Annotated in this window: 12 protein-coding genes; 4 read left to right on the top strand and 8 right to left on the bottom strand. The window is 72.0% G+C overall.

Annotated elements, in window-relative coordinates; translation table 11 throughout:
- Window positions 1–4: 4 nt before the first annotated feature.
- A complete protein-coding gene (locus Athai_RS22875; protein WP_203963390.1) occupies window positions 5–2341 on the bottom strand; it encodes an ABC transporter permease in 2337 nt (778 codons plus the stop codon).
- Window positions 2338–3048, bottom strand: coding sequence for an ABC transporter ATP-binding protein (locus Athai_RS22870; protein WP_203963389.1), 711 nt, complete (start codon window positions 3046–3048; stop codon window positions 2338–2340). The genes Athai_RS22875 and Athai_RS22870 overlap by 4 nt, the downstream gene beginning before the upstream one ends.
- Window positions 3049–3199: 151 nt before the next feature.
- Here Athai_RS22870 and Athai_RS22865 point away from each other — a divergent pair, with 151 nt between their 5' ends.
- The 3 genes from Athai_RS22865 (at window position 3200) to Athai_RS22855 (ending at window position 7519) form a co-directional block, all read left to right on the top strand.
- Window positions 3200–4456, top strand: a complete 1257-nt coding sequence (locus tag Athai_RS22865; RefSeq protein ID WP_203963388.1) for a sensor histidine kinase — start codon at window positions 3200–3202, stop codon at window positions 4454–4456.
- Window positions 4453–5124 (top strand): response regulator, encoded by a 672-nt coding sequence (locus Athai_RS22860; RefSeq protein WP_203963387.1) that lies wholly within the window; start codon window positions 4453–4455, stop codon window positions 5122–5124. The genes Athai_RS22865 and Athai_RS22860 overlap by 4 nt, the downstream gene beginning before the upstream one ends.
- Before the next feature lie 196 nt (window positions 5125–5320).
- Window positions 5321–7519, top strand: coding sequence for an NACHT domain-containing protein (locus Athai_RS22855; RefSeq protein ID WP_203963386.1), 2199 nt, complete (start codon window positions 5321–5323; stop codon window positions 7517–7519).
- A 200-nt stretch (window positions 7520–7719) separates the two neighbouring features.
- Here the strand turns inward: Athai_RS22855 and Athai_RS22850 are convergent, their stop codons facing one another.
- From Athai_RS22850 to Athai_RS22835, 4 genes are all read right to left on the bottom strand, one after another.
- Window positions 7720–8619, bottom strand: coding sequence for a nucleotidyl transferase AbiEii/AbiGii toxin family protein (locus Athai_RS22850; protein WP_203963385.1), 900 nt, complete (start codon window positions 8617–8619; stop codon window positions 7720–7722).
- Entirely contained in the window at window positions 8616–9194 is a 579-nt protein-coding gene (locus Athai_RS22845; RefSeq protein ID WP_203963384.1) for a type IV toxin-antitoxin system AbiEi family antitoxin domain-containing protein, read from the bottom strand. The genes Athai_RS22850 and Athai_RS22845 overlap by 4 nt, the downstream gene beginning before the upstream one ends.
- Before the next feature lie 307 nt (window positions 9195–9501).
- Entirely contained in the window at window positions 9502–10611 is a 1110-nt protein-coding gene (locus tag Athai_RS22840) for a hypothetical protein (RefSeq protein ID WP_203963383.1), read from the bottom strand.
- Between the two features lie 126 nt (window positions 10612–10737).
- Window positions 10738–11283 carry a DinB family protein gene (locus Athai_RS22835; protein ID WP_239157105.1) on the bottom strand — a complete coding sequence of 182 codons (546 nt, stop codon included), beginning with the start codon at window positions 11281–11283 and terminating at the stop codon, window positions 10738–10740.
- A 224-nt stretch (window positions 11284–11507) separates the two neighbouring features.
- Between Athai_RS22835 and Athai_RS22830 the strand changes: the two genes are divergently transcribed.
- A complete protein-coding gene (locus Athai_RS22830; RefSeq protein ID WP_203963381.1) occupies window positions 11508–12152 on the top strand; it encodes a hypothetical protein in 645 nt (214 codons plus the stop codon).
- A 57-nt stretch (window positions 12153–12209) separates the two neighbouring features.
- Here Athai_RS22830 and Athai_RS22825 read toward each other — a convergent pair whose 3' ends face one another.
- Window positions 12210–13481 (bottom strand): MFS transporter, encoded by a 1272-nt coding sequence (locus tag Athai_RS22825; protein ID WP_203963380.1) that lies wholly within the window; start codon window positions 13479–13481, stop codon window positions 12210–12212.
- Between the two features lie 86 nt (window positions 13482–13567).
- Window positions 13568–14740 (bottom strand): amidohydrolase, encoded by a 1173-nt coding sequence (locus tag Athai_RS22820; RefSeq protein WP_203963379.1) that lies wholly within the window; start codon window positions 14738–14740, stop codon window positions 13568–13570.
- Window positions 14741–14759: the final 19 nt, after the last annotated feature.

Here is a 14759-nt window from a genome sequence, read left to right as displayed (position 1 = left end):
GCGGTCACTCGGTGCGGAGTGCGACGGCGGTCCGGACGCGAATCGCCCACCCGGCGGGCAGCAGAGCGCCCACAGTGGCGATCACCAGTCCGCCCAGAAGCAGCGGGAGCACCAGCGGCAGGTGGTACACGGCGGTGTCGACGGCGGGGATGTCGGTTCCCGCGGCGCGGCCCATGATCGGCAGCACGACACCGTGCAGGGCGACGCCGAGAGGAACGCCGACGGCGCCGGCGATCAGGCCGACACCGGCCACGGATGTGATGGTCATGCCGATCGTCTGTCCCGGTGACATGCCGAGCGCCTGGTACACCCCGAGATCGTGCACGCGTTCGCGGGTCTCGAGCACGGCGGTGTTGAGCACCCCGATGCCGGCGACGGACAGCAGCAGGACGGTGAGAGCGCCGGCCAGCGCATCCATGGCAACGACGGTGTCACTGAGCTCGTCGCTGTTGCGGGTTGCCGAGACGCCCAGCGGCGCCAGATCGCGGTTCAGCGCCCGGAGGTAGTCGTCGCGAGGCACGCCCGGTTTCAGGCGGACGTTGAACCGGTACGAGAGAGGATCCAGCTCCGGTCGCAGCGCGTCGATCGACCTGCGGTCGAGCACGAGCAGCATGCCCTCCTGCCGCACGTCCAGGACCTCCCCTACGACCCGAACCGTCGCCGACCGGGATCCATCGACGAGCGTGATGCTGTCGCCGATGCGGGTGCCGGTTGCGTGCAGGAAGCCGGAGGCGGCGACGACCTCACCCGGCCGGTGGAACCAGCGCCCGCGGATCATCTGCCAGGACGCCCAGGAGGAATCACCCTGGTAGGAGATCACGGTGGTCGAACCGGCCAGGCCTGCCACCCCGAGAGCTGCCTCGGCGCTGTTGCACCACTGCCCGGTCCCCTGCTGTTGCCTGATCGCGGCGTCGACCCGGTCGGCGTCCACCGGCGAGGTCAGGTCGCTGACCACCACGTCGCCCGGGGAGCGGAGGTTGATGCCGCTCTGGATGCCGTCGACCGAGAGCACCAGCCCGATACCGAACGTCGCACCGATCGTGCCGATCGCCACGGCCACCGCCATCGTCGCCGAGCGGCCCGGACGCCCGAACGGTGCGGCGAGGCCGAGCGTGAGCGGGCGGGGCAGCGGAAGCCGTCCGAGTACCCGACGGGCTGCGCGACCGTGACCGCTGTCCGGCGTGCGACCCACGGCGATCGCCTCGACGGTACGCAGGTTCCCCGCCCGGCGAGCCGGCACCCCGGCACTGACGCCGATGCAGAGCAGAGCCACCGCCGCGACCAGAACGTCCACCCGAGGATCGATGCCGGCCCGGCCGACGCCATACACCTCAGCCGTGTCACCCATCACCGGGATCGCCAGCAGGTTCCCGAGAACCAGGCCGAGCAGGATGCCGGCACTGCCGGGCAGGAGCGCCTGCCCCAGGTAGGCCCGCACCACCTGGCCGGGCGTGCATCCCAGCGACTTGAGGATCCCGATGCGGCGCGTGCCGGCCGCCACCGCGCCGCCCACGACGATCCCGACGACCAGCATCGACATGGCAAGCCCGAGGATGCCGAAGGCCACGATGAAGGGCGCGAACGTCGCGGACACCCGGGTCGCGGCCAGCCGTACCTTCAGCCAGGACTGCACACCGACCAGCGACCCATCGGGCGCCAGGGCGGCGATCGTGGCGCGGTCGGCGCTCACCTGGGCGCTGGTCGAAGCCCGCCGAAACCGGTAGAGCATCTGGTAGTCGGGCCGGCTACCGGCGGCCGTGAGCGAAGAAATCGTCGTCGGCGGTACCCAGGCATCGGCCGTCTCGCCGACCGAACGGGCGATGCCGACGACCGTGAACAGCGGGTCGCCGGGTACCCCCGGGAAGCGCAGAGTGTTGCCCAGCACGAACGGTTCGTTGTGGGCGCTCATCACGATCTCGCCCGGCCTGGTGGCCCAGCGCCCCGCGGTGAGGGTCAGGTCGTCGACCGCGCCGCCGGGCTGCCGGCCCACGACCGTCAGATCCGTCAGCTGGATGCCCGGCGGCAAACCTCCCTTGGTGTCGACCGGAATCGGCTTGACCGATACCAGCGGGTACGGGCCGGCGGCGGCCGTGACCTGGCGTGCTCGCGTGGTGGTGGACACCTGGGCCGAGCTGATCCGCGCCGAGTCGAAGCGCGCCGACAGGTGGGCGCCGTGCTGCCGGTCGAACGCGTGGTCGAACGGGCCCTCGGACGCGACGATCAGGCCGGCGGCCAGTACGGACGCGGTGACCGCGAGCGTGGCCGTCAGGACGATGACCGCGGTCTGGACACGCCGGCGGCCGACGGCCGCGCGCACGATGGTGCCGAGGCGCCCGGTCATTCGCCGACCGCCGCGCCGTGCCGGGCGAGCCGGCCGTCCACCAGTTCGACCGTTCGGGTGGCGCAGCGTGCCGCCAGGCCGGTGTCGTGCGTGACCAGCAGGATGGTCTGGCCGCGTTCGTTGAGGTCGCGGACGAGTCGGACGACGCTGTCTGCGGCGGCGCGGTCCAGCGCGCCGGTCGGCTCGTCGGCCAGGATCAGCGGCGGGCGGTTGACCAGCGCCCGGGCCACCGCGACGCGTTGGCGTTCGCCGCCGGACAGCCGCCCCGGGAAGGTGTCCCGGTACTGGTCGACGCCGAGGTCGGCCAGCAGTGCGAGAGCGCGCTCGCGGGACTCGCCGCGGCCCATGCCGGCCAGCTGGGCCGGCAGCAGCACGTTGTCCTGGACGGTCAGGTCGTCCAGCAGGTTGAAGAACTGGAAGACCATGCCGATCGTCGCCCGCCGGTACCGGGCGGAGCCGGCCTCGCCGAGCTGGTCGACCCGCACGCCGTCCACGGTCACCGTGCCCTCGTCGGGCTTGTCGAGCCCGGCGATCATGTTGAGCAGCGTCGACTTTCCGCTGCCGGAGGGCCCCAGCACGGCGAGCGCCTCGCCGCGGCGAACCTGCACGGTGAGGTCGCGCAGCGCCGGATTCCCGGACCCGTACCGCTTCGTCAGATGACCGATCGAAATCAGCGGGCCAGCTCCCGAGCCCGTCGTGTTCTCCATGCGCCGACGCTAGAAACGGATCGCCGGCCGCCGCGTCGTCGGCGATGTGGAACCCGAGCCGAGGTCGTCCCTACGATGTACGTCGCTCGGACCGGCCACCTGCTCGTGGCGGGTGATGCGTGGCGGCGAGCGGCCCTGCGACACTGTCGAGGTGCAGAAGGTCCTGGGCCGATGGAGCGCGCGGCTGGCAACGTTGCGGCGCCCGGGCCCGGCCAGGCCGGTGACCCGCAGCGCCCTCCTGCTGGACGGCGGGCTGGCGCTCCTGATCGCCGTCCTGATCGCCGCCTCGGCGGAAGTCCACGGCGGCCTGGTCGACTCCACGGCCGCCCTGGCCAGTTCGAGGCGGGCCTGGGCGATCGGGATCGGCCTCGCGGTCGCACTGCCGCTCGTGTTCCGGCGCCGGGTGCCACTGACCACGTTCTGGCTGGTCCTGCTCGTGGTGCACGCCAGCCGGCACGCACTGGGGGTGGGGCCGACCTTTCTCGTGGTGGCCACGGTGATCGCGGCCTACAGCGCCGCGATGCACAGTCCGTACCAGATGCCGGCGATCAGCAGCGTCCTGCTCGGCACCGTCGTGCTGCTGGTCGACTACCGGTCCAGCCTGACGTCGGTTCGTCCCGGCATTCTCATGGTCTGCTTCCTGGTGCCGGTGGTGCTGGCGGCGGCCACCATCCACACCTGGCGGCGGCAGATCCGGGCCCTGGAACGCCAGCAGCAACTCGCCACCCGGCGGGCCGTGGAGCAGGAGCGGTCGCGCATCGCCCGCGATCTGCACGACGTGGTCAGCCACAACGTGAGCGTGATCGTGATACAGGCCGGTGCTGCGCGCAGGGTCATGGACAGCCGGCCGGACCTGGCCCGGGAGGCGCTGCTCGCCGTCGAGGACGGCGGCCGGGCCGCGATGACCGAGCTGCGGCACGTGATGGGGTTGCTGACGGCAGACAGTGCGGACGTGCGGGCAGCGGCGCCCGACGCCGGCGCCGAGCAGGCCACGCTCGCCCCCCAGCCGGGTATCGATCAGGTCGCGGACCTGGTCGACCGGGTACGCGACACCGGCGCGCGCGTGCGGCTGCAGGTCACCGGGTCGGTTGCACCGCTGCCGCCGGGTGTCGGCCTCGCGGCGTACCGGGTGGTTCAGGAGGCGCTCACCAACACCCTGAAGCACGCCCCGGGCTCGGAGGTCGCGGTGCTGGTCGACTACCGTCCCGGGACGATCCGGCTGCGCATCACCAACAGTGCCGGCAAGGCCGAGGACACCCGGCGCACCCGCACGCACGACACCGGGGGCGGGCACGGTCTGGTCGGGCTTCGAGAGCGCATCGGGATCTACGGAGGAACCGTGCAGACCGAACACCTGCCGGATGGCGGCTACCGCCTGGAGGCCCGGATCCCGACGGACGCCGGATGAGTGACACGGTCCGGGTCGTCATCGTCGACGACCAGGCGCTGGTACGGAGCGGGTTCACCATGATCCTCGCCGCGGACGGCATCGCGGTCGTCGGTGCGGCCGGCGACGGCGAGGAGGCGGTCGAGGTCGTTCGCCGAACGAACCCGGACGTGGTGCTGATGGACATCCGGATGCCGCGGCTCGACGGGCTGGAGGCGACCCGGCAGATCCTGGGTCGTGCCGGCCCGGCCCCGCGCGTCGTCATCCTGACGACCTTCGACCTCGACCGGTACGTGTACGCGGCGATCGCCGCAGGCGCGAGCGGGTTCCTGCTCAAGGACGTGTCGCCGGAACAGCTGGTCGCGGCGGTGCGACTGGTACGGACCGGCGACGCGCTGCTCGCACCGGCGATCACCCGTCGGCTGATCCAGCGCTATGCCCGGCGGGATCACCGGTCCTTTCCGTTGGCCGGCGATCTGTCCGCGCTGACCGCCCGGGAACTGGAGGTCCTGACGGTCCTGGCCCGGGGGCACAGCAACGCCGAGATCGCGCAGACCCTGCAGCTCAGCGAGACGACCGTGAAGACGCACGTCACCCGGATCCTCGGCAAGCTGGACCTGCGGGACCGAGCCCAGGCGATCGTCCTGGCCTACGAGGTGGGCCTGGTGACGCCAGGCTCCGCCGGCTGAGACCACCTCTGGCCGGGGCAGGCGGCCGTGCCGAGGCTCGGGCACCGCGGTCCCGGGTAGCAGCCGTTCCTTGCTGCGGGTTCGCCGGTGGGGCGCTGCGGTCGATGCCGGCTCACGGCCCGATCGGTGCACCAACGTCGCTGCCGGGACGATCCCGCCGATCCGGGTTGGACCGGTTGATCCATGATGATCAGTCATGGGGAGAGCGACGCGCCGGCGGGCGGACTGGGCGGTCGGCGTGCTGGGGCTGGTCGGGCTGACCGTGTCCGTGGTGCTGGGGTGGCGGCGGCTGCGCTTCGGTGATGTCGATCCGGCGTCGCTGGTGGTGGGGGTGGCCTCGCTGGCCGCCGCGGTCTGGCCGATGTGGCGGGGCCGCCGGCAGGAGAACGACGTGACTCTCGCCGCCGACCGGCTGGCCCGGACGGTCGGTGCGGTCGAGCGGCAGGAGCGCGCCCGGCTGCTCGGCGACGACGACCAGGCGCTCGACCTCGACCTGCGGATCGAAACCGACCGCCGCGGCCAGGCGGCGGTGCCGGCCACCGGCCTGCGGCTCAGCGAGCTCACCGACCACTTCCGGTCGCTGCCGGCGGGGCAGCGGCGGCTGGTGATCAGCGGCGCGCCCGGCGCCGGCAAGACGGTACTGGCTTTGCAGCTGATGCTGGACCTGCTGTCGCGGCGCGACCCCGGCGACGCGGTGCCGGTACGGCTGTCGTTGCCGGCCTGGCCGCCCGACACGTCGCTGGAGGACTGGCTCGTCGCCGCGCTGCGCGACGACTACGGGCTGAACACGGCGACCGCCGAGGCGCTGGTCGAGGACCGCCGGATCCTGCCGGTGCTGGACGGGCTCGACGAGATGGACGGCGCCGCCAAGCCCGGCTACGAGTCCCGGTCGGCGCACGCGGTGCGCGCGATCGACACCTACCGCGCCGGTACCGGCAAGGCCGACGTCGTGCTGACCTGCCGCACCCGCACCTGCCGGGCGTTGCGGGCGATCAAGGTATGGCCCAGGGACGCGACCTGCGTGCACCTTGCCCCGGTACGGCCGGCCACGGTGCGCGAGTTCGTCGCGCGGCGCTGCGCCGACCCCGACCGGTGGGCTCCGCTGCTGCGACAGCTCGACGAGCATCCGCAGGGCACCCTCGCCCAGGGCCTGTCCACGCCGTGGCGGCTGACCGCCGCGGTCACCGCCTACGAGCAGCGCGCCCCGGTCACCGGTGCCTGGGCCCGGGAGCCGGCCGAGCTGCGCACCGTCGCCCGCCGGGGCGCCGCGGCACTGCGCGACTGGCTCAACGAGCAGTACCTGCGGGCCCGCGCGGCGACCGGCCCGTACTCCGAGGAGCAGGTGTACGGCTGGCTCAGCCTGCTCGCCGCCGCACACCCGCGCGGCCCGGCACCCGCCCGCACCGCCACCCGAGAACACGCTGCCGCCCGCCCGGCCGGTGCCACCGGGCAGCGCAGAACGGCAAGCGAGCGCAGTGGCGCAGGGCAGCGCGGTACCGCAGGCGGGGCCCGCCCGGTGTGGCGGCGTGCGGGCCGGACGGCGCCGGGCCACGACATCGTGTTGCAGCGGCTCGCGTCGTCGAGCGGCTCGGTACGCCCGCGAAACCTCGCCTTCGTACTGGCCTGGCTGTGCCCGGTGGCGGCCTTCGGCACCGCCATGGCGCTGAGCGGCACCCTCGTGCAACCGATCTCGCACCTCACCACGGTGCTCGTGGTGTGCGCCGAGTGCTGGGCGATCAGACAGCGCATCGACCGGGAGCCGCCGAGCCGGCTGCATGTCGATGTCCGGCGGCTCGCCACCGTACGAGGTGCGCTGCTGTTCGGCTGGCGGTTCGCCACCGGACTGGTGCTCGGCTTCCTGCTGATGCTGCTGTCGGTGGCGGCCTTCACGTACTGGGCGGGCGGATCGCTGGGCCTGGAGCTGCCGCTGGCCGCCGGGTTGGCGACCGGGCTCGCCAACGCCACCGTCTTCGGGCTGGGCGCCGACAGCGCCTCGCTCGCGGTACGGCCGAACGACCTGATCCGCAACGACGTGGTCAGCGCCGTCGTCGGCCTGGTCCCGGCGGCACTGCTGTGTGCCGTGGTGGTCGGCGGGCAGGGCCCGGTGCCGTTCGTCTCCTACGACCTGCGCCGCGGCGCGCTGCTGGGCACCGCGCTGCTGGCGGTACCGACCGGGGTCGGCCTGGTGTTCGCCACCGGTGTCGGCCTGCAGGCGGTGCGCTACCTGGCGTTTCTGCTCAGCTTTCGCCGCTTCCGCGGGTCGCGCCTGCCGTTGCGGCTGGGCCGCCTGCTGGCCTGGTGCCACGGCGCCGGGCTGGTGCGCGTCTCCGGCGCCGCCTACCAGTTCCGGCACCGCGAACTGCAGGACCACCTGGCCCGCCATACCGAAGAGTGACCTGTCACCGTCGCCCGTTCAACAGCGGGGTTTCCTGGTGAGGTGCTTGGCTGGACGCTGACACTGTACTGCTGATCTCCGCCTCGGCAGGGTTGCGGAGACGGTCTTGCTGTCCACGACGAACGAATCCATCAGCGGGTCGCTGGCTCTGTCATGGCGGTGATGCTGTCTTCGCTTGAACCATTCTGTTTGGAAGGCGCTCAACTCCACGCCGCGCTCTGCGGGTCCCAGCTTCCCCTGGCACCACCGCGCAGGAGCGGATCCGTGAACCGGGCGACTGCGCTCAGGGCGTCCGCGAAATCGGCAGGCAAGTCTCCGTCCCTGCCGATCCGGACACGCCACGCCCGCCATTTCGACTGAGCCTGCTGCGACATGCCGGCCAATGCAGGCAACAGTGGCACGAGTTCCACGTCGCGGTACGCGGCAACAGCCTCCATCGATCCGCGCACCTCGGTGGCCTGCAAGGTGTGAACGCGTATCAGTGTGTACACGTCAGCGAAGTCGCGCCAGCGGGTGTTCGCGACGCCGCGATCCACGGCGGTAACGATTTTCTCGGCGATCACCATGCTCAAGGGATAGCCGAGGATCTCCACCGGTGCTCGCCCGACGTCAATGACCCGGGGAAGCTCGATGAGACCAGGCTCCGGCCAGATCGGGTCTCCGAAGTTCACGTCCACGCCGATCGTGATGCGGGCGCGGCCGAGCGTTCCCACGAGCTTCACCCGGATGCCGGCGTACTCGTCGTCGTCGCGGATCACGCGGGCGACGACGCTGTCGAGATCGAACACGACGCCGTCCGGCACGTCGATCGCTGCGACTTCCCGGACTCGCTGGGCGACTTGGTCGGCGTCGTTGGACAGGCGGTGAGCCTGCAAGTCGATGTCCTTGGTCGGTCGTCTGACTGCGAATGCAGCCAGCAGCACACCACCCTTGAGGACGAAGTCGCGCTGGTAGGGCGAGACGGCGATTCGGGCGAGCAGCGCCTCCAGCACATAAAGGGTCTGCAACTCCTGCACATCACCGCCGGTGCGTCGGGCCAACTGCTGGATTGCGATCGTGGCGTCTCCGGCGGGGGTGCCGTGTTGTGGGGCAGGGCTCATAGGAGGATCTCCAGAGTGGTTCGGAGGCTGGCGTAGGCGTCCGGGAAGTGCGCCGCGAGTGCAAGCAGCTTGGACGGGCTGTGGCCCCGCCCCGGCAACCACCGTTTCAACGCAGTGATGGCGAGGTCGGCGCCGTGGGTGTGGCGGAGCCGGAACGAGTCGATGATCGTCCGCTCGGCCGAGTACAGGCCGATCGACATTCCGCCGGGCAGAGCGTGTTCGCCGCGCCCGATGAGAAACGTGTCAGCGGCGAACGTGTGCCACGCGATCGGCGCGTGGCGAACCTTGATCGGATGGGTGCCGCGGGGCAGGGCGATGTCGCTTCGAGTGGGGATTTCGTCGGTCAGGTCGTGCAGCGCGAGCGCCGTGAGTAGACACAGCGTCGACTGAGGTTTCCGGGCGGCGATCGCCATCCACGCGGCGATGGTGTCGTCGGTGAGGCCAGCGCGGAGGAACAGGCCGGGTGCGATCCGCTCATAGTCGCCGCTGGCGAGGAGACGTTCAAGCTGGTGACGGCTCAGTTTGGGTCGATTGCGACCATATCCGATCAGGTCGGGCAGTTCGGTGGTGTTCACGGACCCTCCCCTCGTCGACAGAAACCGTGACAGGTCCAGGATACCTGTCACGGTTTCTGTCGACACTGTGATCTGCCGGGCCTGCGCACAGCGCCGGTGACATCGACCGGATCATGTCCGACGGGCCTTCCCACAATCAGCTGCAGCCCGGTTGGCGAGAGTGGCCTTCCAGCGGTACCAGGGCTCGTTCTCACCGGGGGTCAGGTGCCGGCCGGATTGCACCGGTCCGGCGCCTGCGGCGGCACCACTAGGGTCAACGGCGCTGTCGAACCGCGCGCGGCGACCGGTGAACCGGCACCGGACGCCGTCAGGAGCGGGGTTTCAGGGTCACGTGCTTGTGCTGGACGCCGGTGTCGTACCGCGGGTCGCCGCCCTGGTACGGGGTGGCCGAGACGGTCTTGTCGTCGACGACGAACGAGCCCACCGGCAGGTAGTTGAGCGTGCCGGAGCGCAGGCTCGCCGGTACGTCGAAGGCGAGGTCGAGGTGGCCGCCGGCGCCGCCGACCGAGTTCGGGTCGCTGGTGGTGTCGCCGCTGCTGGTGGCGTGGCCGGTCAGGGTGGTGCCGCCGGCGGTCAGCGTCAGGCTACGCGCCACGTTCGGCTTGAACTGCGACATGCTGCTGGTGGTGAAACCCACGGTGACGAAAAGCCAGGCGCGGCCCTTGCGCGCCCAGCCGAGCTTGTCGGCGTACGGGGCGAGCACGGCCTTGCCGCTGGCGGAGCTCAGGCCGGCGGAGCTGTGCGGGCCGGTCACGTAGTAGTCGTCGTCGAACGACGGGCTGGCCTCGCGCACCGGGTAGTACAGCGGGCTCGCGGTCCGGGTGCGCTTGCCGGTGCGCAGGTCGAGATCCTGCGCGCGACCGCCGTCGTTCATCCGCAGCGCGACCGGTGCGCCGGCCGGCACCGACACGATGATCGTCTCGTCGGCGAACAGCTGGCCGGGCACGCTGCGGCTCGTGCCGTCGACCACGATGGCGGCCTTGCTGGCGTTCAGCGCATCGCCGTCGTAGCCGGGCAGGCCGGGGCGGGCGACACCCGTGCCGGCGGTGCTGTTCGGGGTCAGGTGTGCCAACACGAACTCGTACCCGGATCGGGCGTGCGCCGGCAGGGCCTGGTCGCCGAGCTGGGCGACGCCGATCTGGTCGGCGGTCAGTGTGGTGGTCCGCGCGATGCGGTCGAGTTGCAGGAACGAGTGCGGTCCGACCAGCACGGCCTTGCTCGGGGTCAGGCTCTTCGTCGTCTTGATCCCGCGGTACGAGCGGCCGACCGCGGTGGTGAACGCGGCCGGCACGGTGGAGCCGCTGGCCGACGGTGACGGCGTCGGTGAGGTCGTCCCGCTGCCGCCGGGAGGGGTGGCGCATCCGGCGGTGCACAGCATCGCCGCCCCGATCGTGACCGCTGCTACCGCCCGCCGCATCCTGCCCCCTCGTCGCTGCCGACGGCACACGTTAGCGCCTCGCAACCGCGGCGCCGAGCCGGGACGGGACGCCGCACTGCCGTGCGCGGCCCGGCGCACGGCAGTGCGGACAGCTGTGGAGCAGGTTCAGCCCATGGACTTCGCGCCGTCGATCGACTCGCGGATGATGTCGGCGTGGCCGGCGTGCTGGGCGGTCTCGGCGGCGATGTGCAGCAGCGTGCGCCGCACCGACCAGCGGGCGCCGGGCTCGTTCCACGGCGCGTCCGGCAGCGGGTGGCTCGCGTCCAGGTCGGCCACGGTGCGCACCAGCTCGTCGGTGCGGCCGGCGACCTCGTCGTACGCCGCGAGCACCCCGGCGAGGGTCTCGCCGGGCAGCAGCTCGAACTCCTCGGCGCGGGCCTGGAAGTCGGCCTCGGTCATCTTGGTGAAGTCGGGCATCGCGGCGGGGCCCTCGACGATGAAGGTGGCCCAGCCGCGTTCGACCGACGTCACGTGCTTGATCAGCCCACCCAGGCACAGCGCGCTGGCGGTGCTGCGCTGGCGGGCCTGCTCGTCGGTCAGGTCGCGGGTGGTGAAGCGCAGGAAGTGCCGCTGGTGCGCGAGCAGCTGCAGGATGTCGGCGCGCTCCTGGCTGATCGCGGGCTGCTCGTCGGTGCTGGTCGGCTCGTTCACGGTCGGCATGATGCTCCCGGTGGTCCGTTCTCGCTGTTGAAGACCAGGTTACCGACTGTTGCGGTCAGCTTCTGTCCTCAGTCTCATCGCTGCTGGTCTGGTCCCCGCCCGCTGTGCCGTGCGGCGTCGAGAATGTCGATGTGCGGCGAACGGGCGCCGGAGTGCTGCCGCACGTACCTGGCGTGGGTGGCAGGTGACCAGACACCGACAGGGGAGTGGCCGAGGTGCGGGACGGGCAGGATCCGGACGGCGAGCGGGCCGAGGACGGCCGGCGGGCCAGGCATGTCGAGCGGGCTGAAGACGTCGGGCGGGCCGGGGAGGTCGGGCGGGCCGGGGACGTCGAGCGGGCCGAGAGCGACGGCGCGGAACCGGTCATCGAACTGGACGCGGCACAGCGCACGAGCGTGGGCCGGGCGGACAGCCGGTCGGTGCCGCGCCGGTACCTGGTGCTCGCGGCGGTCGCGCTGCTGGTGCTCGGGTTCGCCGCCGGCGTGCTGACCCAGCGCGCCCGCACCCCGAAGCCGCCACCGGCCGCCACCTCGCACCTGGGGATCCCGGAAGTGGGGATCGGCTTCGTCGCATCGGGTGACGTCGGTGGATGCCACTCGCTCCAGCGCGGCTACCACGAGGCGGGGGTGGTGAGCGTCTGTACCGGAACGCTGCGCAGGATCCGGCACACCGGCACCGACTGGCGGCTGACGATCGTCGGCGCCGGCCACACGGTGCATCCGGTCCTCGCGCACGACGACACGGCGGTACTGCCGGGCGGCTCGGTCGCCGACCTGCGGGTCGGCATGAAGCTTCGCGTCAGTGGCCGCGGCATCCTGCAGGACAACGCCTTCCACGCGGTGGCGATCAGCCGCGAGTGACCGATCCGCGGCCAGAACAGCCCGGCGTGGTGGATGCGCCGCAGCCCGGGGTGTCTCTCACGTTCGGCCGCTGTAGCGCAGCAGGCTCGGCACCGCGAGCGCCAGGCCCACCAGGAACAGCACCAGCAGGCTGCCGCTGATCATCGTGGTACCGGCCACGCCCAGGATCTCGGCCACCGCGCCGAGCATGATCGTCGCGAGCGGCATCACCCCGATGGCCAGCTCCTGCAACCCGAGTACCCGGCCCTGCACGGCCGGCGGGGTCAGCATCAGCAGCAGCGTGGTCTGCAGCACCCCGAACGCGGAGCTGGCCAGCCCCACCCCGGCGAGCAGGACGAACGACACCGGCACCACGCTCGACGCGGCGAACGCCACCCACAGGGTGCCCCAGATCGCGGTACCGACGACGAACATCGCGCCCTTGTACCGGAAGTCACCCAGCGCGGCGATGATCAGCGAACCGACCAGCCCGCCGAGGCCGCTACAGGTCAGCAGCCAGCCCAGACCACCGGCATCCAGGCCCAAGTGCACCTTGGCGAACACCGGCATGAACGCCTGGTAGATCGGCCACAGCAGGATGTTGGCCAGCAACGTGATCAGCAGTACCGCGGTGGCCAGCCGGTTGTCGAGCACGGCCCGGATTCCGCTGGATACCAAGCGCCGCAACGACTCCCCACCGGCGTGCGCCACCCGCCCGGCGGTGTGTCGCAGCGGCCACAGCGTCACCAGCGAGACCGCGAACCACGCGGTGGACACCCACAGCGCGCCGGGGGCGCCCAGCGCGCTGATCATCGCGCCGCCGATCGCCGGCCCGATCACCTGCGTCATGTTCATCACGATCGAGTTCAGCGCGTTGGCGTTGCTCAGGCTCTCCCGCCCGACGAAGTCCAGTACCAGGGTGGAGCGCGCCGGCTGGGACGGCGACTGCGCCAGGCCCAGGCACAGCCCACCGGTCACCAGCAGCCAGTAGGGTGCCGCGCCGGCCGACACCAGTACCGACAGCAGCAGCAGCACCACCGCCAGCGCCCACCCCGAGGCGGCCAGCAGCAACCTGGCCCGGTCGAACCGGTCGGAGACCACGCCGGACAGCGGGCCGAGCATCATCGGCGCCAGCCGCACCGCGGTGAACACCGCCAGCCGGAACTCCGAGCCGGTGGTGTCGAACACCAGCCAGCCGAGGATCAGCGTCTGGGTCCACACCCCGCCGAAGAAGAACAGGTTCGACACCCACAGCAGCCGGAACCGGGGGTAGCGCAGCAGCGACGCGAACACCCTGCGGTGCAACCCGTCGGGCCGCGGGGGAGCGGCCGGCGGGGCCACCTGTGCCATTGCTACTCCTCTGCACCCCGGCACACCGGCGCCGAGCCGGATCGACATCCCGGGGCGGATCGCCTGGCGTGGAAGGGAAAGCTCCGTCAGCCGCGGACCACGTTGCCGGCCACCACGACGATGTCGCGGGCCGGGGCGCGGGTGATGGCGTCCTGCGGGTTCTGCGCGTCCAGCAGCACCACGTCGGCCGGCGCGCCGACCACCAGGTCGTGCCGTTCGCGGCCGACGAACCCGGCCGCCGCCGAGGTCGCGATGCGCGCCGCGGACAGCAGGTCCTCGTCGCGGCGCCACCCGGCCAGCTGCGCCAGGGTGCCGGCCAGCCGCAGCACGTCGCCGTCGCCGAACGGGCCCCACAGGTCGCGGATCCCGTCGGTACCCAGGCCCACCGGTACCCCGGCCGCGCGCAGCATGGTGTTCGGCAGCCGCGGCGCGGTCACCCCCGCCACCGTGCTCAGCGACACGCCCGCCTCGGCCATCGCGTCGACGATCTCCAGCTGCCGGTCGGGCGTCAGGTTGCCCAGCGCGAACCCGTGCGAGACGTTGACCCGGCCGGCCAGGCCGGTCGCGCGGGTGCGTTCGATGATCAGCTCGTACTGGAACGCGCCCAACTCGCCCCGGTCGTGCAGGTGGATGTCGAGCCCGACGCCGCGCCGGTCGGCGATGTCGAACAGCGCGTCGAGCTGCCCGACGGGGTCGCGGTCGATCGACGCGGGGTCCAGCCCGCCGATGTGGTCGGCGCCCTCGGCGGCGGCCCGGTCGAGCAGGTCGAGCACGCCGGGGCGGCGCAGCACGCCGTCCTGCGGGAACGCCACGATCTGCAGCCCGATACCCGGATCGACCGCGGCAACCGCCTCGCGCACGAGCTGGATGCCGGTCAGGCCGACGCCCAGGTCGACGTCGACGTGGCTGCGAAACGCGGTGGTACCGAAGGAAAGCAGCTCGCGCACCAGCGCGGTGGTGGACTCCGGGCTGGGGATGCCGAGTTCCTCGCGGTGCGCCCGCTCGTGCGCGATGCGCCCCTGCGTGGTCGGCTCGCCGCCGTAAGGCACCCAGGGCCTGCCCCACCAGCTCTTGTCCAGGTGCGCGTGCGCGTTGATCAGGCCGGGCAGTGCGAGCAGCCCGCGCCCGTCGATGACGGTGGTACCGGCCGGCTGCGCGGTGCCGGTCGGCCGGATGTCGGCGATCGTCCCGTTCTCGATGACGAGGTCGCTTGCCGCGGCACCCCACGGGCGCACGTCGGTCACCACGGAACGGGTCATCTCCTACCTTTCTTCGCTG

Origin of the sequence: Actinocatenispora thailandica, assembly GCF_016865425.1 — a bacterium.
Classification (GTDB): Bacteria; Actinomycetota; Actinomycetes; order Mycobacteriales; family Micromonosporaceae; genus Actinocatenispora; species Actinocatenispora thailandica.
This window is presented reverse-complemented; position numbering and strand designations above follow the sequence as displayed.